Origin of the sequence: Saccharopolyspora sp. NPDC049426 (assembly GCF_040676935.1) — a bacterium.
Classification (GTDB): Bacteria; Actinomycetota; Actinomycetes; order Mycobacteriales; family Pseudonocardiaceae; genus Saccharopolyspora.
Genome location: NZ_JBFAPZ010000006.1, coordinates 309,922 through 332,345, shown reverse-complemented (window position 1 = coordinate 332,345; position 22,424 = coordinate 309,922). Strand labels below are relative to the sequence as shown.

At 71.7% G+C, this 22,424-nt stretch carries 17 protein-coding genes; 8 read left to right on the top strand and 9 right to left on the bottom strand.

What is annotated here, in order from left to right; genetic code table 11:
- Positions 1-4 precede the first annotated feature (4 nt).
- Entirely contained in the window at positions 5-1,663 is a 1,659-nt protein-coding gene (locus tag AB0J78_RS15695; protein ID WP_363789613.1) for a DUF885 domain-containing protein, read from the top strand.
- A 106-nt stretch (positions 1,664-1,769) separates the two neighbouring features.
- Complete coding sequence (locus AB0J78_RS15690; protein ID WP_363789612.1) at positions 1,770-3,674, top strand: UvrD-helicase domain-containing protein; 1,905 nt, start codon at positions 1,770-1,772, stop codon at positions 3,672-3,674.
- A 37-nt stretch (positions 3,675-3,711) separates the two neighbouring features.
- On the opposite strand, the gene AB0J78_RS15685 is transcribed toward AB0J78_RS15690, so the two are convergent.
- Positions 3,712-4,068 (bottom strand): nuclear transport factor 2 family protein, encoded by a 357-nt coding sequence (locus tag AB0J78_RS15685; RefSeq protein ID WP_363789611.1) that lies wholly within the window; start codon positions 4,066-4,068, stop codon positions 3,712-3,714.
- A gap of 91 nt (positions 4,069-4,159) precedes the next feature.
- Here AB0J78_RS15685 and AB0J78_RS15680 point away from each other — a divergent pair, with 91 nt between their 5' ends.
- Positions 4,160-5,068: a LysR substrate-binding domain-containing protein gene (locus AB0J78_RS15680; RefSeq protein WP_363789610.1), complete on the top strand. Its 909-nt coding sequence runs from the start codon at positions 4,160-4,162 to the stop codon at positions 5,066-5,068.
- On the opposite strand, the gene AB0J78_RS15675 is transcribed toward AB0J78_RS15680, so the two are convergent.
- From AB0J78_RS15675 to AB0J78_RS15665, 3 genes are read right to left on the bottom strand one after another with little or no spacing between them, the layout of a single operon-like run.
- On the bottom strand, positions 5,002-6,252 hold the full coding sequence (locus AB0J78_RS15675) for a condensation domain-containing protein (protein ID WP_363789609.1): 1,251 nt from the start codon (positions 6,250-6,252) through the stop codon (positions 5,002-5,004). The genes AB0J78_RS15680 and AB0J78_RS15675 overlap by 67 nt on opposite strands.
- 2 nt (positions 6,253-6,254) lie before the next feature.
- Entirely contained in the window at positions 6,255-7,703 is a 1,449-nt protein-coding gene (locus AB0J78_RS15670) for a condensation domain-containing protein (RefSeq protein WP_363789608.1), read from the bottom strand.
- Positions 7,700-9,061, bottom strand: coding sequence for a condensation domain-containing protein (locus AB0J78_RS15665; RefSeq protein WP_363789607.1), 1,362 nt, complete (start codon positions 9,059-9,061; stop codon positions 7,700-7,702). Before AB0J78_RS15665 ends, AB0J78_RS15670 begins: the two co-directional genes overlap by 4 nt.
- 444 nt (positions 9,062-9,505) lie before the next feature.
- Between AB0J78_RS15665 and AB0J78_RS15660 the strand changes: the two genes are divergently transcribed.
- Together AB0J78_RS15660 and AB0J78_RS15655 are read left to right on the top strand one after the other, a co-directional pair.
- Positions 9,506-10,549: a hypothetical protein gene (locus tag AB0J78_RS15660; RefSeq protein ID WP_363789606.1), complete on the top strand. Its 1,044-nt coding sequence runs from the start codon at positions 9,506-9,508 to the stop codon at positions 10,547-10,549.
- Positions 10,543-11,844, top strand: a complete 1,302-nt coding sequence (locus AB0J78_RS15655) for a hypothetical protein (RefSeq protein ID WP_363789605.1) — start codon at positions 10,543-10,545, stop codon at positions 11,842-11,844. The genes AB0J78_RS15660 and AB0J78_RS15655 overlap by 7 nt, the downstream gene beginning before the upstream one ends.
- 7 nt (positions 11,845-11,851) lie before the next feature.
- On the opposite strand, the gene AB0J78_RS15650 is transcribed toward AB0J78_RS15655, so the two are convergent.
- The 4 genes from AB0J78_RS15650 to AB0J78_RS15635 all read right to left on the bottom strand — a co-directional run bounded on the left by AB0J78_RS15650 (position 11,852) and on the right by AB0J78_RS15635 (position 16,790).
- Positions 11,852-13,420: a substrate-binding domain-containing protein gene (locus AB0J78_RS15650; RefSeq protein WP_363789604.1), complete on the bottom strand. Its 1,569-nt coding sequence runs from the start codon at positions 13,418-13,420 to the stop codon at positions 11,852-11,854.
- A gap of 98 nt (positions 13,421-13,518) precedes the next feature.
- A complete protein-coding gene (locus AB0J78_RS15645) occupies positions 13,519-15,618 on the bottom strand; it encodes a BTAD domain-containing putative transcriptional regulator (protein WP_363789603.1) in 2,100 nt (699 codons plus the stop codon).
- Between the two features lie 144 nt (positions 15,619-15,762).
- Positions 15,763-16,179, bottom strand: a complete 417-nt coding sequence (locus AB0J78_RS15640; RefSeq protein ID WP_363789602.1) for a YkvA family protein — start codon at positions 16,177-16,179, stop codon at positions 15,763-15,765.
- Positions 16,180-16,238: 59 nt separating this feature from the next.
- Complete coding sequence (locus AB0J78_RS15635) at positions 16,239-16,790, bottom strand: Chromate resistance protein ChrB (protein WP_363789601.1); 552 nt, start codon at positions 16,788-16,790, stop codon at positions 16,239-16,241.
- A 149-nt stretch (positions 16,791-16,939) separates the two neighbouring features.
- On the opposite strand from AB0J78_RS15635, the gene AB0J78_RS15630 reads away from it, so the two are divergent.
- The 3 genes from AB0J78_RS15630 (at position 16,940) to AB0J78_RS15620 (ending at position 19,330) form a co-directional block, all read left to right on the top strand.
- On the top strand, positions 16,940-17,995 hold the full coding sequence (locus AB0J78_RS15630) for a sodium:proton exchanger (RefSeq protein ID WP_363789600.1): 1,056 nt from the start codon (positions 16,940-16,942) through the stop codon (positions 17,993-17,995).
- Between the two features lie 130 nt (positions 17,996-18,125).
- Positions 18,126-18,638 (top strand): hypothetical protein, encoded by a 513-nt coding sequence (locus tag AB0J78_RS15625; protein ID WP_363789599.1) that lies wholly within the window; start codon positions 18,126-18,128, stop codon positions 18,636-18,638.
- Positions 18,639-18,760: 122 nt separating this feature from the next.
- Positions 18,761-19,330: a hypothetical protein gene (locus AB0J78_RS15620; protein ID WP_363789598.1), complete on the top strand. Its 570-nt coding sequence runs from the start codon at positions 18,761-18,763 to the stop codon at positions 19,328-19,330.
- Positions 19,331-19,394: 64 nt separating this feature from the next.
- Here AB0J78_RS15620 and AB0J78_RS15615 read toward each other — a convergent pair whose 3' ends face one another.
- Positions 19,395-22,385 (bottom strand): glycine--tRNA ligase, encoded by a 2,991-nt coding sequence (locus tag AB0J78_RS15615; protein ID WP_363789597.1) that lies wholly within the window; start codon positions 22,383-22,385, stop codon positions 19,395-19,397.
- Between the last annotated feature and the right edge of the window lie 39 nt (positions 22,386-22,424).

Sequence of the window (22,424 nt, the reverse complement as noted above, 5' to 3'; positions counted from 1 at the left end):
TCGCGTGACGACGCCGGATCAGCTCGCCGAAGAACTGCTGGATCTCGAATTCGACTCCGACCCGATCGGTGCCTCGCTCTACGGGCTGCCGGGCCGCGATCACCTGCTGCCGGACATCTCGGCCGCGGCGGAGCTCGCCCAGCGCGACCACGCCGAGGACATCCGGGTGCGGGCGATGGCCGTCGACACCACCCACTCCAGCTTGGAGGAGCGGCTGACCGTCGCCGTCGTCGTGCAGCACGCCCAGTCCACGGTCGACCGGCTCGACGCCCGCTCCCCCGAGTACACCGTGATCGGCAACCTGTTCGCGCCGGTCGCGGGTCTGCTGTTCCACCTCGGGCAGGTGCCGGTGAGCGGCAGGCAGCAGTCCGAGGACTACCTGCGGCGGATCGCCCGCATACCCGACTTCACGGCCGCTGCCGCGCAACGACACCGCGACGGCGTGCGGGCGGGGCGGGTTCCGGTGCGGCCGCTGCTGGACGGGGCGATCGCGGACCTGGATTCCAGCCTGGCCCACCCCGACCAGGACCCGCTGCTCACCCAGCAGCTCCCCGACGACCTCTCCGAGCGGCGCGCACGCCTGATCCGCGACGTGGTCAACCCGGCGCTGGCCGAGTACCGGGCAGTGCTGGCGCGGGAGATCGCCCCGCACGCGCGGGACGCCGAACACCCCGGGCTGTGCTGGTTGCCCGAGGGGCAGGAGATCTACCAGCGGCTCATCCGCGCCCACACCACCACCGAGCACACCCCCGGTGAGCTGCACGGGATCGGGCGGTCCCAGCTGGCGTCGCTGCGCGCCGAGATCTCCGGGCTGGGCGAACGGCTCTGGGGCGAACCCGATCCGGAGGCGGTGCTGCGGCGGATGCAGACCGACCGGTCGCTGTGCTGGACCGAACCCGAGGAGATGCTGACCGCCGCGCGCGAGGCCATCGACAAGGCGACCGCGGAAGCGCCCCGCTGGTTCGGGCGGCTGCCGCAGCAACCGTGCGAGGTGCGGCCGGTTCCGGGCACCCCGTCGGAGAGCACGCCGATCGGCTTCTACATGTCGCCCGCGCTGGACGGCTCGCGGCCCGGGGTGTACTTCGCGAACACGCTGCACGCCGAGCAGCGCCCGCGGTTCGCCTCCGAGGTCATCGCGTTCCACGAGGTCGTTCCCGGCCACCACCTGCAGATCAGCCTGGCCCAGGAGCTCACCGAGCTGCCGCTGCTGCGCAGGCTCACCGGGTTCAACGCCTACACCGAGGGCTGGGGGCTCTACACCGAGCGGTTGGCCGACGAGATGGGGCTGTACTCCGGGGATCTGATGCGGCTGGGCATGGTCGTGCAGGACCTGCTGCGGGCGGCGCGGCTGGTCGTCGACACCGGGCTGCACGCGTTCGGCTGGAGCAGGCAGCGCGCACTGGAGACGATGATCTCCAGCACCACCCTGTCGGACCTGGAGGCCGCCTCCGAGGTCGACCGCTACATCGTCTACCCCGGTCAGGCGCTGTCGTACCTGGTGGGGCGGTTGGAGATCGAGCGGATCCGGGACGCCGCGCGGCAGCGGCTGGGCGCGGATTTCGACATCCGCCGGTTCCACGACACCGTCCTCGGGCACGGTGCGCTGCCGATCTCCACTTTGGAGTTCCTGGTTAACGATCAGCCCCCTGCTACATCCAGGTGACGCCGTCCCAACTCGCTCGAAATCGCAACGGAACGCATTAATGTCGATACCGAGCGTGTTCGATGCTGCGCGCGATCAAGCTCGGTGGAGCTGGACAGGAGGCGCCGTGACCGGGACTTTCCACCACCGCCAGGAATTACTCCGGCGCGAAGCGGAGGCCCAGCTGCGGGACCGGCCCTTGCCGACGTGGCAGAAGCGCGTCCTGCACCGCTTCGCCGCCGAGCGCGACAACGGCTGGTACCCGTTGCTCAACCAGTTCGCACCGCACACCCCCCGGCAGCGGCCGGACCTGGTGCTCGTCGGCCGGATGGGCGTGCTGGTGGTGCTGCTCCGGGAAGCCGAGCCGGACTGGGAGGACTCGCGCGCGGCGTTCGTGTGGACCGCCGAGCTGCTGGCCGGGGCGGCGATCGGGTCCGGGTTGCTCAGCGAGTCGTTGCTGCGCACCGTCGTGGTGCACCCGATCGAGCACACCGGGCGCAAGGGCCGCAGCGCCGATCACCTGGCGATCACCGAGGACGAGCTGGACCGGTTGCTCAAGCACGGCGAGCGGATCTTGACCGCCGACGAGGCGCTGGGGCTGGCCAAGCACCTCGACAGCCGCACCTTCGACCTGACGCCGATCATGTGGAACTCGCAGCGCATCCCGAGCCAGCGCGGCAGCGTTCCCGAGGTGTTGCAGGAGCCGGTCGCCCCGTCGTCCCGGCGGCCCTTCCGGGACTGGCGCTACTTCCTCGACGACGCGCAGCTGGGCGCGGTGCGGCGCAGCTTCTCCGGCCCGGCGCAGATCAGCGGCCCGGCCGGGACGGGCAAGACCACGCTCGCGCTGCACCGGCTGGCCTACCTGGCCCGTCGCGGTTCCGGCAAGCTGCTCTACACCGCGCCGCTGGACCGGGTCCCGGAGCGGGCCGCCGGCCGGTTCGGGCAGATGGCCCCGGAGCTGTCCGGGCAGATCGAGTTCGCCTCGCTGCACGGATGGGCGCGGGACTTCCTCGCCGGGCGCGGGCGTTCGGCGGACGTAGACGAGCAGGAGGTGCGGCGGGCCTTCGACGCGGTGTGGTCGCGGGACGAGGTGCTGCGCGGTGTCCGGAACTCGCGGGAGTACTGGAAGGACGAGATCGACCGGGTGATCAAGGGCCGCGGGATCTCGTCGTTCGACGCCTACCGGACTCTGTCCCGGAAGGGCCGGGGCGGTCAGCTGCCCGCGGATTTCCGGTCCCACGCCTGGCGCTTCTACTGCGACTACGAGCGGGAGCTGTCCGAGCGCGGCGTCTTCGACCACAACGACGTGCTCAAGCGCGCGCTCGCCGAGCTGGAGCGGCGCCCGCTGCCCCGGCAGTACACCGGGGTGGTGGTCGACGAGGCCCAGGAGCTGACGTTGATCGGCCTGCGGCTGGCGCACGCGATCAGCGGCGACGAACCGGATCAGCTGCTGCTGGTCGGGGACGGTCAGCAGCAGGCCCTGGCGGGTGGCTGGCGGTTGTCGGATGCCGGCATCTCGTTGCACGGGCGCGGTGAGGTGCTGCGCAACGACTACCGCAACCGGGGCGCGGTGCTGGAACGCGCGGGGCAGGTGGAGGCGATCAACCGCTACGACGACGGGCCGTCGCTGCCGTTGAGCGCCGCGCTGCCGGTGCGCGGCGGCGGGCGCGTCGTCGAGTGGCACGGCAAGGACCAGGAGCGCGCGCTGCTGGGCGCGCTGCTCGCGCTCGACGACGGTTCGTCGGCCGCGATCATCACCGAGACCGAGTCGGCGACCGAGCACTGGCTGCGCGTGCTGCGCGACGCCGGTGTCACGACCAAGCCGCTGGCGACCTGGGACGGCCGCGACACCTCGGACACCCTCGTCGGAACGGTGGTGGAGGCGAAGGGGGCGGAGTTCCGCGCGGTCTTCCTCCCCGCCGAACCCGCTCCCCCCGCCGATTCCCCCGAGGACCGCGAGACCCGCGAGCGCCGCCGCCTGGTGGCCATGACCAGGGCCCAGGACCACCTCTGGCTCTCCCACCTCCACTGATCGCTCGCCGTAAGCCCTGGTGTTCCAGGGTTTCTCGTCATCGGGGCGGGCGGAACTCCGGTTGGTCGAGGAGGCGGAGCCAGGTTCCGTCGGGTTGACGGCGGGCGACCTGGGCTCGGGCGCCCGTGCCGTCTGCGGGCGGGGTTGCGGTGAGGGCGATGTCGCCGCTGATCAAGGTGGGCAGCGGGGGTTCCGGTTCGAAGCGGGGGCGGTTGGCCAGGACCTGCTCCCAGAGGGCCTGGATCGCTTCGCGGCCCACCGTCGTCTCTCCGGGCGGGTAGGCCATGACCGCCTCGGGTTCGTAGAGCTCGGCGACTCCTTCGGCGTCACCCGCGTTGCTGCGTTCGACGAACAGCCTGGTCAGGTCTTCGGGTTCGCGGGCCTTCTCGCGCATGTCGGTTCTCCTCTCGGCCACGGATCCAGCCTGCGTCCGGGCTCACCAGAAGTCCAACAGATGGTTCTGATGAGAACTAGAATCAGCGGTTATGGACTTGCGACAGCTGGAGTACTTCGTCGCGGTGGCCGAGGAGCGGAACTTCACCCGGGCCGCGCAGCGCGTGCACATCAGCCAGTCCGGGGTGAGCGCGCAGATCAGGCGGCTGGAGAAGGAACTCGGGGCGGAGCTGTTCGACCGGTCCGCGCGTGCGGCGGAGCTGACCGCAGCAGGCAAGGCGGCGCTGGAGCACGCGCGCAACGCGCTGGCCGCGGCAGGAGCCGTCGGGCAGGCGGTCGGCGAAATCACCGGGCTGCTGCGCGGGAACCTCGACGTCGGGATGGTGATCGGGTGCACGATCACGCCGCTGTTCGACGCGCTCGCCGGATTCCACCGCGCGCATCCGGGCGTGGAGCTGTCGTTGCGGGAGGACAACTCCGATCGGCTCGTCGAGGACGTGCGCAGCGGGACGCTGGACCTGGCCCTGATCGGCGCCGAAACCGCGCCCGACGGGCTGGAAACCCTCACGATCCTCAGCGAACCGCTGGTCGCGGCCGTCCCCGAGGGCCACGAGCTGACCGGTCGCGCGGTCGGGCTCCGCGAACTCGCAGCGCACCCGGTCGTCTGCATGCCGCCCGGAACGGGGCTGCGAGCGGTGTTCGACCGGGCCTGCGCGGCGCGCGGCGTGGAGCCGGTGATCGCGTTGCAGGCCAGTGCGGCCGACGCGATCGCCGACCTGGCGCTGCGCGGGCTCGGCGTGGCGATCCTCAGCGAGTCGATGGTCGCCGAGCACCCCGGTCTCACCGCGCTGCCGATCACCGACGCCACCGACCCGGCACTGCTCGCGATCACCTGGCGACCGGAGGCGAACGTCGCCGCCCGCGAGATGATCAGCTACTGCCGCAGGGCTTTTCGGATCGACTCCGGCCAGGATTCCAGGAACCGACCGACCGCGCGGTGAGCCGCGGCGACGTCGGGGAACCGGGTGCGGACGTGGATGCCCTCGTCGGTCCGGGACAGCCACACTTGCACGTCATCCGCCGGAGCCGTGCCCGAAACGTGTTGCGCCGAGCCCTCTCCCGGCAGCCGGCGGTAGTCGACGTAGGAGACCATGAACACGTCGCGCCGGGCGGCCCGCAGCGGTCTCGGCAGCGCCGCGAGGACCTGGTCCAGCGGCAGACCCGCGCGTTCCCTGGCCTCGCGCAGCTGCTCGCCGGTCCTGCCGAGGTCGGGATCCGCCCAAGCGGGCACCGTCGTGGTGAACCAGCCGACCGCGTCGGCGTCCTCGGGCCGACGCGTCTGCACCGGCACCAGCACCGGGAGCGCTCCGGGTCCCAGCGCCGAGGCCATCGTGGACAGCAGCGCGCCGTAGGTCGTGGTGCCCGCGCGCTCGGCCGCCTCGCCCAGGGCGGCCGCGGTCTCGGCCCCGGCGAGGAGCCGCCGATCCGTCGCCTGGGCCGCCGTCTCCCCCTCCGGCAATCCGGTGTCCAGTGGGAACACGGGCAGCCGGTAGTCGATGGCGTCGAGGAACCCGCGCCAGCTCGCCATCGCGGGACCGTCCACCGCGGGTGCGGCGGACCACTCCGCGACGCGCGCGAGGAAGCTGCTCGCGACCGGTAGCTCCGCTCCCCGGTAGAGGGCGCCGAGATCCCTCGCGACCAGCGCGATCGAGTGGGCGTCGACGTGCGCGTGGTCGAACCCGCACACCACCGTCGACCGGCCCGGCCGCGACACCGCTGCCAGCGCGAACGCCGGGTACGCGAACGGCGCGCACTCGCGGTCCAGCAGCGTCCGCAACCGGGTCGTGGTGTCGCCCTCCGGGACCGGCTGCTGCCGCACCGCCAGCCGTGCCGGATCGTGCCGGACCGCGCTCGTGGGGGACAGGAACTCGCACTGCAGCGCGCTGTGCCGCGCCAGCAGCGAGCGGAACGCCGCGGCCAGCGCGTCGGCGTCGATCGGGCCGTCGACCTCGAAGCACGCCGCCAGCCACACCGTTCTCGTCCCGGCGTCCGCGACCGCGAGGTGGTTGCGCTGGTTGACCGACAGCCCGACTGGCTCGGGCGCGGCGGTGACGTCCGGGACGGCGGTCCAGGACATCACCTCGCCGGGCTCGACCTCCCACAGGTCGGCTGAGGTGACCAGCACGGCTAGGGCCCGTCGAGGAGCAGCGTCGCACCCGTGGACGCCTCCTGACCCGCCGCGTCCTGGAAGACCTCCCGCAGGTGGCGGTGGTAGGTGTCGACCGACTCGTGCGCCTGCTCCGTGTCGGGGACCTGGGCCAGCAGGTAGAGCCGGTCGGCGTCGCGGTTGATCCACATCGAGGCGTTGGAGGTCCGGCCGGTGCCGGTGAAGTGCACGCCGCGCTCATCGGCCGGACGCCCCGCGCCGGGGAACCAGCGCAAGTCCAAGTAGGACAGCAGCTGGGGGCTGCCGAGGTCGGCGGGCGTGCAGGTTCCGCTGCGCAGCAGGGTGTCGACGACCAGGTGGATCGGCGCCCGCGAGAGCTCCTTGGCCTGGCGCAGCGCGTCCTGCGCCCGGTTGGCGAGCTCGCCGAAACCGGCGTCCCCCACCTCGAACTCGACCGGGGCGAACGTGCAGAACCAGCCCTGCGACCGCGAGTGCGGCCCGCGGTCGCGCGTGCTGAGCACCGTCATCCCGAAGTAGCGGTCCCGCCCGGCGAGCATCCGCTCGGTGGCGGCCACGGCCGCGAACACCCCGCCGCTGATCCGCGCTCCCGCGGCCTTGCAGGCCCGGTCGAAGGCGGCGAGCTCGTCGCCTTCGAGGTAGGTGAGGGTGCGGATGCGGACCGGCGCCTTCTCGCCCTCGGCGAGGCCCAGCGGCAGCGGGAAGCGCGGCAGCCGGTTGCCGTTGTCGGAGACCATCCGGACCCACTCGCGGATCTCGGGCGATTCCGGGCTGAATCGCGTTGCGGCCTTGCGCTCCTCCTCGACGTGCTCGCGGAAGTCACCGCGCTCCTCCGGTTTCGGCAGCGCCCCGGCGACGACCTCGGGACCGCCGGGTTCCGCGAGTTCAGCGGCGTAGAGGTCGGCGATCTCGGAGCCCAGCAGGATCTGCGAGGCGCCGTCGGTGAAGGCGTGGTCGCAGCCCCAGAACAGCCCGAACCCGCCGGGCCGCTCGACGACGCCGAACGCGAAACCCGGCCACGAGTCGGGCGTGCACTCCTCGTCGAACCGGGCCGTCAGGTGCTCCTGCAACGCCGCGTCCCACTCCCCGCTCGGGGCAGGGACCTCCTCGACCTGGAAGTCGACGGCCTCGGCAGGCACCAGGTGGCGGACCGGGTCAGGGCCGGAGAGGTCGAAGAACGTGCGGAAACCGCCGTGCGCGCGCACCAGCCGCCGCAGCGCGCGGGTCATCGCCTCGCGGTCCAGGTCGCCGTCCACGTCGGTGGCCACACCGGTCCAGGCGCGGTTGCGGCCGCGTTCCTTGAAGGCTCCGAGGTGATCGGCCTGCAGATCCGACGGCGGACCCGGGTCGACCGGCGCGTTGCTCGCCGCTTCGCGGGCGGCCGGGGTCGGAGTCCAGCGCAGGAGCCGGCCGGGCGCGGTGCGCCAGTCGGCCATGTCGGCGAGCCTCACGCGCCCACCTCCAGCACCTCGGGTGCGCCCAGGACCTCGGTGAACTTCTTCTCGAAGCCGGTGATCAGGCCCTCGACCGCGAGCAGCGCGCGCTCCGAGCGGCCGCAGCGCGCCGAGACGCTGATGCCCTCCTCCGAGTGCACCAGCCACAGGTAGACCTCGTCGCGGCTCGGCTCCGGGCTGCGCAGCGCGCGGGCGTTCCAGTCCGGCCAGCGCTCGGCGCCCGGCACCTTGCGAACGTCCACGTAGGACATGACCAACCGCGGTTCGGACTCCAGCCGCAGGACTTCGGCGACGCGGGCGAAGGAGGTCTTCACGCAGCCGCGGCCGGCGGAGACCCCGGCGCGGGTGCGCGCCACGGCCTCGCCGAAGTCGCCGACACCGCGCAGGTCGATGTCCACCGGGCACAGCCCGACGTACCAGCCGACGGCGCCGACGTGCCTGCGGTCGTGCCGGGTGTGCATCGGCAGCACGAACCGCAGGCGATCGGATCCGGTCCGCTCGCGCATCGCCAGGGCGATCGCGGCGAACACGCCCGATTGCGTCCCGGTGCCCAGGTTCGCGCACAACCGCTCCATCCGGGCGGCGTCACCGGGGCGGACCGCCCACCGCGACAGCGAGTGCTGCGACTCCTCCGGCGAGGCCGGGACCTGCGGTGATGCGCCTTCCATGGCGGGGAACTCGCCGTCGTGGAGGAACTCCTCCCAGTGCCGCACCGCCGGGTGCTCGGCGTCGACGACCTCGGACAGCGAACGGGCCGCGGCGCTGTGGTCGACGTGGCTGCCGACGTCCAGGGCGGCCATCTCGTCGTCGGGCTCACCTGCCAGCGCGCGCTCGTAGAGCTCGACGATCTCGCCGAACCAGAGCAGCTGCGAGTAGGCGTCCATGACGCTGTGGTCGGCGCCGAAGGCCAGCACGAAGCCGTCGTCCTGGGCGATGGTGGCGAACAGGCAGTGCGGCCAGCGATCCGGTGTCACACCGGCGAAGTGATCCGAGAGCAGGTCGTGGGCGTCGGCGCCGGTCAGCTCACCGCGATGCTGCGGGGCGACGTCGACGGCGTCCGCTTCGACCAGGTGGCGCTTCCAGGAGTCCCCGGCCGGGCTGACCGTGGTGCGCAGGGCCTCGTGCCGGGCGATCCAGGCGCGCAGCGCGCGGCGGAGGGCGTCGCCGTCGTAGCGCAGTGGGATCCGCAGCACCGAGCCGATCCAGGAGCCGACCGCCGCCGAGGCCAGGTGCGCCTCGTGGTCGTGGGTGAGCCGCCGGGCGTCGTCCGACCACGAATCGGGTGCGCACACCGGCGACCACGTGGTGACCGCGCCGTCCGGCAACGGGTAGTCGGATAATTCGGTGTATTCCACTTCGCGATCTCCCGGGTATTAGTGGTGCGGAAACGCAATCCCCGTTGACCGCAGAGCCCGCAGAGTATCGTTCGCCCACACGCCTAATCGAGTGTGTCGATGGTCACCGCATTGTCCGCTTCATGCTCCGGTGACCATTGGCCACAATCGGTACCACTCCGAAGCGCGATGTTTCAAGCTGGTAAAACGCGTCCCGGTGGCTCTTATTCAACAGCAGGAGGCGTCATTTCCCGCGCAGCAAGACTCGAATTCGCCGACGACCTGTTCGTGCGGAGGCATCGCGGGCTCGGAACGCCTGCGATAAACCAGTTCGGCTGGCGATTCGACACTCCGCCCGATATGGCGCGCGTGCAAAATTTCAATGACGAAATAGCGGTGGGCGCGCTCTCCCGAAAAGTGGACCGCGCTTGGTTTCCCATTGCGCGGGACAGGTGGTCCCGTTCGGTGAGCTCCAGGCCGTTGCACGTCGAACCGGAGCCGGTCGACGACGTGCTCGGCTGGCTGGACGGGCGCGTGTCCGCCGACTTCGACCCCGCGACCGGGTGCGGCTGGCAGGTCTCGTTCGCCCGCACCACCGACGGCGGAGCGGTGCTGTCGCTGGTCGCGGCGCACGCGATCGCCGACGGCGCGGCCCTGCTCGATGCGGTGGTCCGCGCCGATGGCGGGACTCCGGCACCGGTTCCCGCCCGAGGCGGCGCCCTGTCCACCGCGGTCGACGACGTCGCGGACGGTCTCCAGCAGCTGAAGGCCGCCGTGAGCTGGGCGATCAACCGCCCGCGCGGCAAGCGGACCCCCTCGCCCGCCAAGGCCGCGCCGGAGGCGCCGGAGGGCTGGCGGATCCCGCACGTGGTCGTCGAGTGCGACAGCGCCGAGATCGCGAAATCCGCTGCGGAACGCGGCGGTTCGGTCAACTCGCTGTTCGTCGCCGCGCTGGCGCGGATCGCCGCCACCGCCGGGTGCGCCGACGGCCTCGTGCCCGCCGCCCTGCCGGTCAGCGGGCGGGAAACCGTTGACGTGCGGGCGAATTCGACCCGCATCGCCATCGCGGGACTGGACCGCTCGGTGCTGGACGAGCAGGACCTGGCCGAGGTGAAGGCGGAGTGCAAGCGCGCCTACCAGCGGCTCGCCGCGAACTCCTCCGCCTCGCAACCGCTGGCCCTGGTGCAGATGCTCCCCGACGCGGTGGTGCGGCGGCTGCCCCCGCCACCTGCGGCGACGGTGCTGGCTTCCAGCCTCGGGCGAGTTCCCGGCGAGCTGTGCGGTGCGCCGGTGCGCAGCGTGTCCGCCACCGCCCACTACCCCGGCGCCGAGCCCGCCGAGGTCGCCACCATCGGCGACGGCGTCACCGGCTGGCTTAGCGACAGCGGCAGCCGCACCACGATCTCGGTGTGCGGCCTGGCGCCGGGCCGGATCAACGGCGTCGACGAGCTGCGCGAACTGGTGACCTCGGAGTTGGCGTCGTGGGGTCTGGCGGTGCGTCCGTGGTGAACCGGCTGACCTTCGACGACGACCTGTTCCTGCGCTCCGAGCGGGTGCTGGGCATCCCGGTGACCAACCAGAGCGTGTGGCGCTTCGACCGCGAGATTCCCGCCGCCGAGCTCGACGAACTCGCCCACCGGCTGGGCACCGGGCGCCTCGGCAGGCTCGTGGCGCGCAGCGCCGTTCCGGGCGCGCGGGCGCGCTGGGTGCCGTCGGCGACGATCCCGCCGGTGGCGGTGCACCCGTTCGCGATCTCGCCGGATGAGGTGCTGGGCTGGGCCGGTGACGAAGCCGCGCAACCGCTGGACCCGGTGCGCGGCCCCGGCTGGCGACTGGCCTACGCACCCACCGGTGCGGGCGGATCGGTGCTGTCGCTGGTCATCTCGCACGTCGTCGGGGACGGCGGCGTGCACGTGAGCTCGGTGGTCGAAGCGGTGCGCGGCATCAGCGCCGGGCGTCCGCCGTCGGCTCCGACGAGGTCGTGGGACGACGTGCGCGATGCGGGCGGCCAGCTGCTCCGCGCCGCCCGGGGCGTCCTCGGCGCGCTTCGCGCCCCGAAGGGTTCCGCGCTGCCGCCGGGCACGCAGGTCTCGAAGACCCGGCCCGCGGAAGGCGACGACGCGCCGCAGCGCCCGCCGTTCGCGGTGTTCGACTGCGACGCCGACTCCTGGGACGCGGCGGCCACCTCCCGGGGCGGCTCGGCGAACTCGCTGTTCATCGCAGTGCTCACCGAAATCCTCCTGGCCTCGGGCCGAGTCGACGCGGACGCGCCGGTGAAGGTCTCGCTGCCGGTCAGCGACCGCGGTGAGGACGACGACCGCTCCAACGCCACCACCGGTGTGTCGATCGCGGTCACACCCGACGGCGGCCGGGTCACCGACCTCGCCGCCATCCGCGCCGCGAGCAAGCGGGCCTTCGCCACCGCCACCGATCCGACCCCGGTCAGGCTGCTGGAACCGCTGGTGCAACTCCTGCCGGACGCGCTGGTGGCCGCGACCGCCGAGAACTCCCCGGTTCCGCTCTGCCTGTGCTCCAACCTCGGCGAACTCCCGCAGGAATTCGCCGCCCCGACGGGCGTTCCGGCCACCTCGATCATGATGCGCTCGGTCACCGGCGGCACCAGCCCGGCGCTCCTGCGGGCCCGTGGCGGCGGTGTCACAGCCTGGCTCACCCGCACCGGGCGGACGCTCACCCTGGCGGTCCTGGCCCTCGATCCCGACCACTTCCCGGACACCGACGCCCTGCGCGCCCACACCGCGAACACCCTCGCCGGCTGGTCGGTCCCGGCCGAAGCCTGGAGCTAGAAGCGCCTCACCGCGGTTCCTCCGTACCGGAGGGTTCGCAGCCGACGGCGTCGCGGAGTTCGGCGCAGGGGCGGTGGCCGGAGTGCCGGAGGATGTCGACGCCCTCCTGGTAGGTGAGGAAGCGCAGGAACTTCGCGGGCAGGGACTCCGGGGCCGGTTCGCCGTAGGTGTAGGCGTACTCGGTCTGCCAGTACGGGTAAGCGCCCGCCTCGGCGGCGTCGAAGTCCGCGGCTTGCCCGTCGATGCGGACCTTGATGACTCCGGGGTTGCTGTTCGCCGCGAAGGACTCGCTGTAGCCGATGGCACCAGGGGTGTTCGCGACCGTCTCCAGCATCGCGGGGGTGCTGGTGCGGCGGCACCGCAGCACCTGCCCGGTGGCGTCGCCGCGCACCTGCTCGCAGTCGGTCGAGTTCTCGCCTGGTTGCGCGGAGGAGCCGAAGAACCGCTCCTCCAACGTCATCCGGGTGCCCGACTCGGATTCGCGGTCGACCACGACCACCGGCAGGTTCCGGCCGCCGATCTCCGACCAGTTCTTCACCTCGCCGCGCAGCACGCGGCGGAGTTCCTCCTGAGTCAGGTTGTGGACCTCGGTTCCGGGGTTGGCGATGATGCTGAACAGCATGAACGCCTTCGGGCGGGGAACCAGGGCCGGTGAGTCGGCCGCCGCGCTCCCGTCGGAGAAGACCACCGTGTTCGCCCGGCGCTTCGGATCGGTCTCGCCTTCCAGCCGCTGCAAGCCGTCGACGCTGCCGCGCATTCCGCTGGTGTCGATGCGCGCGTCGGAGCAGTAGTCCTGGTAGCTCCGGGCCGCCTGCTCCACCACGGGTTTGAAGGCGGTGGAACCGGTGACCACCAGCGTTCCCCTGGCGCATTCCAGCGGGGCGCCCGTCCTCATCGTCTGGCCGAAGATGAACGGCTCGGTCATGCCGACCATGAGCAGGAAGCAGATCAGCGCGACGACCCAGCGCGGAGTTCCGGTCTGGCCGCGGGTTTTGGAGATCCGGCCGTCTCCGGCCTTGGTGATGGTGCCGACGACCTCCGGCTCGGGCAGCGTGCCCTCCTGCTTGCCCGCTCGTTCCAACACCACCAGGACCTTGTAGTGGTCGTCGGGGTTGAGCTTGACCTTCGGCAGCTTGACGATCCCGACCTTGTGGCCGTCCTCCTCCTCTTCGTCGCTGCTGTCCGGCCACTTGTCCTTGTGGAAGAAGGTCTCCAGGTTGTCATCGCTGAGCTCGGTGACCAGCACTCCGGCGACCGTGCGCCCCGGGAACCTGACGGACAGGCCGAGGTTGTCGCTGTCGGGCGTGGCGTAGTCCCCGGTGTTGATCGGCGCGCTGCCGATGTTCTCGATGCGGATCAGCACGAAGGACGGGTGCTTCAGGCGCTCACCGGACCTGCGCTCCAACCGCTGCCACGCCCGCGCGTGCTCGGTGTTGAGCCCGGAGGGCGTGGTGTCCATCTGTATCCGGTAGCCGAGCCGCTTGCGCCCGACGATCGCGAACTCCCACACGAACGCGATCACCGGGATCAGCACACCGAGAACTGCGAGGATCTCCTGCCACGGGAACCCAGTCACGACCGCCTCCGCGAAACGAATTGGGTCGTAACGGTATTAACCCCCAGTCCTCGAACGACCGCGTTCGGCCACCAATTCCCGCGGTGTTCACCGCCCGTTCAGCAGTCTTCGGCCGGTGCTCCCGCCGCCAGGACGCGGAGGCGTTCGGCGTCGTCGGAGTAGCGGGCTTCGCCCGACAGGTAGCCGTGGAGCATCCGGAACAGGAGCTCGACCAGGTCGTTCATCCCCGCCTTGGCCGCGCTCTCCGCCGCGCACATGAGGTTGGGCCGTTCGGTGTCCAGCCAGGTCAACGCCGACTCCTGGTTCGACAGGGTCGGCATCGCCACCGGTCGCGGCAGGCCGCCCGCGTCCGGGTCCCGCGTCGGCTGCAGGATGCGCAGCGCCTGGTCGGCGGTGTGCAGGTAGAAACCGAGCAGCCGGGCCACGATCGCCGGTCGGTCCTGCTCCAGCTCGGCGAGTTCGGCCGCGTAGTCGCCGAGCAGCGCGTGCATCTCGTAGCGGCCGTAGCTGACCTCGGTGAGCAGGTGCGCGCGGACCAGCACGTCCAGCAGGCGCCGCGTGGTCTGCACGTCGTCGGCGCCCAGCAGGGCGGTGAGAGCGAAGACGCCGACGCGGTGGCCGGCGTGCCTGCAGGTGAAGCCGTAGAGCCGGAACAGGCGGGCCGCGTCCTCGGGCAGGTTCCGGTAGGACCAGGAGAACACCGCGCGCACCGAGGTGTGCTCGTCGCCGGTGTCCAGCGCGTCCAGTCCGCGCTGCTCGTCGGTGAGGTCTTCCAGCAGCTCACCCACGTCGCGGCTGGTGCTCTGGTGGATGCGCTCGGCGGCGACCCGCAGCGCCAGCGGCAGCCGGGCGCACCGCTCGATCAGCGGCTGGGCGGTCTCGGCGCTCATGACCTGCTCGCCGAGCCGGTCGGTGAGCAGCGCGTGCGCCTCGTCGGCCTCCATGCGGTCGAGCACGAGCCGGTACGCGCCGTCGCGGGCGCTGAGCCCGGACAGCGAATCGCGGCTCGTGACGACCACGAAGCTCGTGGGGGTTCCGGGCAGCAGCGGGCGGATCTGGCCGGGTGCGGCGGCGTTGTCCAGCACGATGAGCATCCGCCGCTGGTCGACCACGGTGCGGAAGCGGGCGGCGCGCTCGGTGGCGTCGGCGGGGATCGCATCGCCGGGAATGCCCAGGGCGCGCAGGAATCCGGCCAGCACCTCGGTGGTGGTCAGCGGCTGGTCCGGGCCGTAGCCGCGCAGGTCGACGTGGAGCTGCCCGTCCGGGAAGCGGTCCCGCGCGGCGTGCGCCCAGTGCGTCACCAGCGCGGACTTGCCGACCCCCGCGGTACCCGCGACCACGGCGATGGGCACCTCGGGCTTCTCGCTGAGCCGGTCGAGTTCGGCCAGCGCGGCGTCGCGGCCGACGAAACCCGGTACGTCGTGCGGGAGTTGCGCGGGGCGCGTCACCGGGCGCGCGGTGGGCGGCTCGAACTCGATGTGCTCGCCGGCGAGGATGCGCTGTTCGAGCTCCCGCAGCGCGTGGCCCGGTTCCAGTCCCAGCTCGTCGACGACGGTGCGGCGCGCGCGCCGGTAGACCGCCAGCGCGTCGGCCTGCCTGCCCGAGCGGTACAGGGCCGTCATCAGCAGCGCGTGCAGGCGTTCCCGCAGCGGGTTCTCGCGCACCAGCTCGGTGAGCTCGGCGATGATGAAAGCGTGCCTGCCGCAGTCGAGTTCGGCCGCGTGCAGCTGTTCCAGCGCGACCAGGCGTCGTTCGTCGATGCGCTGCGCCTCGCCGGCCAGCTCGGTCAGGTCGAGGTCCTGGTACGGGGTTCCGCGCCACAAGCGCAGGGCTTGGCGCAGCATGTCGGCTCGGCGCTGCGGGTCGAAGTTGCGTTCGGCGAGGTCCAGCAGCGTTTCGAAGCGCTCCACGTCGAGCTCGTCGGGTTCGACGTGCATCCAGTAGCCGCCCGCGTCGGAGACCAGGCGTTCCGGTTCGCCGAGGGTCTTGCGCAGCCGGTGGACCAGCAGGTGCAGCTTGCTGCCGCCGCGCCGCTCCGGCTCGCCGCCCCACAGCGCGGCCGAGAGCCACTCGGCCGAGATCGGTGTGTTGGCGTGGGCGAGGAGCAGGGCGAGCAGGCGTTGCCGCAACAGCCCTGGAACCGGTACCTCCGCGGTGCCGTGCCGCACTCGAACCGGCCCCAGCACGTCGAACCGCACCGGATTTCACCCCCGAAGAACAAGACCGAATGGATGGACCGAGTTTCCTCGGGTCCGGGGTTTCCGCGCAAGAAATTCGGGCGGCATTTCCGCACAATCGACCCGATAATCTCGATGGGTTATTCCAAAAGCGTGAAATCCGCGCTAGTCGAGGGTGCGCTGCGGCAGACCCGCGAGCCGCGACAACGCCGCGAACCCCTCGTCCGAACCCGGCCAGTGCCGGTGCACGGCGTCAGCACCCGCCAGGCGCACCACGGATCGCAGCACCGCCACCACGACGATCGCGTCGTCGGCGTAGCCCAGCACCGGGACGAAGTCGGGCACCAGGTCGAACGGCAGCGCGAGGTAGGCCAGCAGGGCGCCGAGCCGCACCCGCACACCGCGCGGCATCTCGGGGTCGGCGGCCAGCCTGCGCAGCAGGCGCAGGGTGTCCGGCAGCAGCTGCAGCGCCTCGGACAGCACGCCCTTGCGCGGGCACATCACCAGCAGGACCACCACGAGCGCCAGCCAGGCCAGCAGCACACCCGCGGCGAGGCTCAGCAGGGCAGTCACCAGTGTCATGCCAGGAGTGTAACGGCCGTTAGACGCCGCAGGTAGGGTTGGTGAGCGACGCCATCCGGTCAGGTGCTCGTCTCAGCCGCGTACACGCGTTCGGCGAAGGCGTCCAGGGCCCGAGCGCAGCCGTCCACGGCCGCGACGGTCTCCACCGCGCGCGGGGCGCCGAGGGTGTCGCGGACGCGGATCTTGTCCAGCCAGCGGCGGAGCTTGGCGAGGTCCTCCTCGTTCTCCTCCAGCTCCGCGTAGGTGAACTTGCCCGCCTTGGTCTCCTTGGCGATCTCGGCCTGGAAGTCCTCGCACCGCGACAGGATCTCCTCGTATTCGGCGTCCCGGGCACCGTTGAACGCGGCGACGACCTCGTCCTGCCCCGCCAGGGCCTCGGCCCGCAGCAGCTGCCCGGTGCCGCCCATGTGCTCGATCTCGGCCCGCAGCTTGCGCAGGGCCCGCTCGGCCTCGCCCGATTCCGGCAGCACGGCCACCGAGTTCGCCAGGTACACCGCCCCGGCGGCCTTCAGCCGGCGCCACACCGTCGCCCGCAGCCTCGTCGGCTCCCCCGGAACCCGGTACACCAGCATCAACCACGCCCCAGCCGTCACACCCACAGTCTCCCGCATCGCCGCAACTGCCCACCGCCGGTTGCGCTCGACCACCCGTTCGTTGCGAATGCGATTCCGCCCGTCGAGCAACGGGTTGCCACCGGACCTCGGCGACGCGATGGTGGTTTGACCAGCGAGCACCATCGGCACGATGTTGCGAGGCGCCAATGGAATCGATACTGATCTTCGCCGCCGGCGCGGCACTGCTGATCTACAGCGCCGAGAAGCTCGTCGGATATCTCGTCGGAATGGCCGCCGGGCTCCGCATCTCCCTGTTCCTGCTCGCCATCATCTTCACCGGTATCGAATTCGACGACATCTTCCTCGGCGTGGCGCTCAACGTCGAGGAGCTCGACGGCGTCGCGCTGGGGATCGTGTTCGGCACAGCGCTCTCCCTGCCCGGGATCGTGCTCGCCCTGGCCGCGATCCTCACGCCGACGAAGGTGAACATCCCGCGCGACTACCTGGCGCTGTTCGCCGTCGCCCCGCTGGTCCTGATCGGTTTCGTGGCGTTCGCGCCGATGAACGTGGCCATCGGCCTGGTGCTGCTGGCGCTGTTCGTGGCGTTCCTCGGCTACGTCGTGGTGCGCGAATCCCGAGGTGCGCGACCGGTGTTCCGCGACGCCGAGCTGTACGAGGCGTTCGCGACGACCCGCGAGGGCCGCGGGACCGCGGTCGCCGAGCTGCCCCCGGACGTGCCGAAGGAGCCCGGCTTCGCCGACCGGATGCCCTTCGCCGAAGCGCGCAGGCTGCCCGGCTGGGCTGGTGCCGCGCTCGCGCTCCTCGCGCTGGTCGGGCTCATCGCGGGCGCGTGGGTCACCGGCATGGGCACCGAGGGGATCCTGGAGGAGTTCGGCCTCGAAGGGACCCTGTTCGGCGCCACCATCGCCACGCTCGTGCTGACCGTCGAGGACATCTTCCTCACCGTCGAACCCACCCGACGCGGAGCTCCGGAGATCGGCGTCGGCAACGTCATCGGCAGCGTCGTGTTCTCGGTGACCGGCAAGCTCGGGATCATCCTGCTCGCAGGGGGTCTCGTGGTGGATTCGAGCGTGCTCAGCTGGCACCTGCCCGCGCTGGTGGTGCTCACCGCGCTGGCCGCGTACTTCCTGTCCACCGGGCACCTGCGCCGCTGGCACGGCTTCGTGCTGCTCGCCGGTTACGTCGTGTACTGGGCCGTCAGCTACGGGGTCCTCGGCACCGTCCCCATCGAACTCGACTGAGCGGAACCCGGCCTCCACCAAGCGAAAACGATCGCTCCTCGAACTGAATCGCGGGGTGTCCCTCGGCAACCTCCGGGGTGCGCGGGACGTCTGCCGGGTGTTGGACGTACCGACTCACTGGGGAGTGAACATGCGACGAGCACTGGGGATCGCGGGTGCGTTGGCCGCGGCGCTGACCGCTGGGGGCACCGGACTCGCGAGCGCCGCGGACGAACCCGTCCCGATCGGCCCGGACTGCTACAAGACGCTGTGCCTGGGCCAGTCCGAGCAGGACGCGCTGGCCACCGGCCTGGTCGTCGACGAGACGCCCGGAGAACCGGCGCAGGGCTGCAACGTCCTCGACCTCCGGCCCGAGGAGGGTCAGGGCCACCCGGGCAACGGCGTGTTCGTCCACCCCACCCGCGGCGTGGTGGAGATCCAGGGCACCGACAGAATGCGGACGCCCGAGGGCGCCGGGTTCGGCCAGACCCTCGACCAGGTCCGGGCGATCTACCCGGGCCTGCACGAGGTGCCGCCGACGGACTTCACCTACGGCGCGGACGTTCCGCTGCGCCCGGGAGCGCGCTACGTCTTCGCGTTCAAGGACGACGGGTACCTCGCCGACTTCGGCCTGGAGGACGTGGCGGGCATGGACGCCTGCTGACCCTGATGTTCGCGAGTTCGTCGCAGGTCAGAGAAGTCAGGGTCGAATCTCGGGGTTGGGTCCGAACGGGGGCGTCGCTAGCGTTCGAGCAACGTCCGAACGCCCCTGGGGAGACCCGCCCGATGACCCGACCGTCAGATGAAGACCAGGCCCGCGAGCTCGCCGCCACGACCGGCCGCAGCTACGACGACGCCCTGCGGCTGGTCCACATCTCGCACAAGACCAGGCTCACCGTCGCCGAGGCGGCGTTCGCGCTCGGCCACCCGCTCGCGGTGCTCGCCGACGGCCCCGGAGAACGCGCGGTCGTCGGCACCTCCGGGCTCGGTCCGCAGCTCCGGGACGTGCGCCTGGCCTACGGCACCGGCCGCTTCCCGGACTTCGTGGTGATCACCAGCATCCCGATGGCCGGCGAGGCGGTCGAGGACCACCTGCTGCCCGAGGTGCTGAGCAACTTCCTGCGGTTCCGGGACAAGACGCACGAGGAGCTCAAGGGCACCAGTCCCAGGGAAAGCTGGGACCGGGCCGAGGCCGCCGTTCCCGAGGCCGTGGAGATCGCCTTCGCCGGGGTCACCACCGCGGGCACCCGGATCAGCGTCGACGGCCTCAGCGCACTGCGCGTCCCCTACCTGCACGGGCAGGTCGTGGTGGGCACCAGCGACGCCGACCTCCCCGCCCTCGCTCTGACGGACTGAGCAGCACCCGCACGCCGACGGGGCCCGGTTCCTCGAAGGATCCGGACCCCGTCGGAGGTGCGCGTCAGAGGGCTCGCCAGTCGAGGACCGCGTCCGCGAGGCCCGTGATGGTGGCCAGCAGGCCGAGGCGGGCCTTGCGGAGCTCGGAGTCCTCGGCCATGACCATGACCTCGTCGAAGAACGTGTTGATCGGGGCCACCAGCGGCCCGGCGATCGTGGTGAACTCGGCGAGGGTCGTGGTGTCCGACAACCTGTCGGACACCTCGGCGACGGCGGCGTGCAGGTCGCGCTCGGCCTGATCGGTGAGGCGGTCCGCGTCGTAGGCGGGCTCGGTGCCCTCCGGGACGATGCGGCGGGCCCGCTGGATCACGGCGACCAGCGCGGCGAAGTCCTCGTCGTTGATCCGCTTCTCCAGCTCGGCCAGCGTGGTGTCGGCCACCGCCGGGGCGTCGGCGAGCGGGAGGACCGCCTGCACGAGCCGGTGCTCGTGGTCGGCGTCGAGCAGCTGCTGCTCGTAGCGGCGGACGATGAACTCGTGCGCCTCGGCCAGGGCCTCATCGCTGAGCGTGGAACCCTGCGAGGCGACCTCGGCGCTGGCGGCCTCCAGACCCGCCCGCAGCGTGATGGCGCTGGCAGCGGGGGTGGCGCGCAGGATCGTCACGACACCACCGGCGGCACGGCGGAGGCCGAACGGGTCGGAGCTGCCGGTCGGGTTGGCACCGATCGCGAACAGGCTCGCGAGCAGGTCGAACCGGTCGGCCAGCGCCAGCACCGCGCCCGGGTTGCTCTCCGGGAGCTTGTCACCGGCTCCGCGCGGCTGCTCCATCTCGGCCAGAGCCGTTGCCACGGCGGGGGTTTCGCCCGCGCGCAGCGCGTACTCGCGGGCCATGGTGCCCGCCAGGCCGGAGAGCTCGACGACCATCTGCGAGGCGAGGTCGAACTTCGCCAGCGCACCGGCGCGCGCGACGGTCTCCTGGTCCGCTCCGGACAGCCCGGTCGTGGCGCCGAGGGCGACACCGACCCGGGCGATGCGGTCGGCGCGGTCGGCCATCGACCCCAGGCGCTCCTCGAACGTCAGCTTGTGCAGGCCCTCGCGCAGCTCCTCGGGCTTGCGCTTGAGGTCGGCGCGCCAGAAGAACGCGGCGTCCTCGTAGCGGGCCCGCAGCACCGACTCGTTGCCCTCGCGGACGAGGTCGACGTCGCAGTCGCCGTTGGCGACGGCCACGAAGTGCGGCAGCAGGCCGCTCTCGCCGCGCACCGGCAGGTAGCGCTGGTGCTTGCGCATCACGGTGGTGAGGATCTGCTCGGGCAGTTCCAGGTAGCGCTCGGCGAAGCCGCCCAGGATCGGGTTGGGCCGCTCGACGAGGTTGGTGACCTCGTCGACCAGCCCGGCCTCACCGGCGAAGTCGACGGTGCCGCCGACGCTCGCCGCGAGCTCGGTGGCGGCGCCGACGATCGTGCGACGACGCTCGGCGGCGTCGGCGACGATGCCGTGCCCGGCCAGGAACTCCAGGTAGCCGTCGGCGGAGGTCACCTGCACCTCGGGCTCGGCGGCGGTGCGGTGCACGCGGGTCGTGGTGCCGCTGACCAGCGAGGACACCGCCACCGGCAGCGGGGTTTCGCCGAGCAGCGCGAGCAGCCAGCGGACCGGCCGACTGAAGGACAGCTTCGGGTCGCGCCAGCGCATGTTCTTGTCGGCGCGCAGCTCGCCCACCAGCTTGGCGAGCAGGTCGGCCAGCACGACCGGGGCGGTGCGGCCCTGCTCGGTGCGCACCACGGCGACGTGCTCGACGCCGTCGGCCTCGACCCGGCTGAGCTCCTCGGGAGAGACGCCGTGCTTGCCCGCGAAGCCCTGGGCGGCCTTGGTGGGCGTGCCGTCCTCGCCGAAGGCGGCGGAGGTCTTCGGGCCGCGCACGGTGCGCTCGGCGTCCGGCTCGGCCGGAGCGACGTCGGCGACCTGCACGATGATCCGGCGCGGCGTCGCGCAGGCGTTGATCTCGCCGTGCGCCAGGCGGGTTCCGGCGAGCTTGGACTCCAGCGAGTCCCGCACCGAACCGGCCATCGTGGACACGTCCGCGTGCGGGAGCTCTTCCAGGCCGATCTCGAACAGCAGCGTCGCCGGTTCGCTCACCGTCGGCAGCTCACCGGCCGTCGCGGCGGGCGCCGCCTCGACCACGCCGAGCGGGTGGCCGAGCTCCTCGCGGCGCTCGGCCCACAGCTGGGCAACGCGGCGGGTGAGGCTGCGCATCTGCCCGAACGCCTTGGCGCGCTCGGTGGTGCTGATGGCACCGCGCGCGTCGAGCACGTTGAACATGTGGCTGCACTTGAGCACGTGCACGTACGCCGGGGAGGGGAGCCGCAGGTCCAGCAGCCGGTCCGCCTCGGCGGCGCTGGTGTCGAACATGCGGTGGGTGGCCTCGATGTCGGCGTCGTCGAGGTAGTAGCGGCTCATCTCGTACTCGGACTGGCCGAAGATCTCGCCGTAGGAGACGCCGTCGGAGTAGCGGATGTCCTTGAAGTGGTCGACGCCCTGCAGCGCCATGATGATGCGCTCGATGCCGTAGGTGATCTCCACCGACACCGGGTCGAGCACCAGGCCACCGGCCTGCTGGAAGTAGGTGAACTGCGAGATCTCCAGCCCGTCGAGCCAGACCTCCCAGCCCAGGCCCCAGGCGCCCAGCGCCGGGGAGGCCCAGTTGTCCTCCACGAAGCGGATGTCGTGCGCCTCGGTGTCCACGCCGAGCGCTTCCAGGCTGCCCAGGTAGAGCTCCTGCGGGTTGCCCGGGTCGGGCTTGAGGATCACCTGGAACTGGGTGTGGGTCTGCAGGCGGTTCGGGTTCTCGCCGTAGCGGGCGTCGTCGGGGCGAACGCTGGGCTCGACGTACCCGACGTGCCAGGGCTCCGGACCGAGCACCCGCAGCATCGTGGCGGGGTTGGCGGTACCGGCTCCGACCTCGGTGTTGAACGGCTGCATGATCATGCAACCTCGTTCGGTCCAGTAGCGTTGCAGCGCCAGCAGCGCGTCCTGCATCGTCGGGGTGCTGCTCTCGGTCACCGGTTCCGAACCCTTCATCGCCCGTGGTCGTGTGGATAC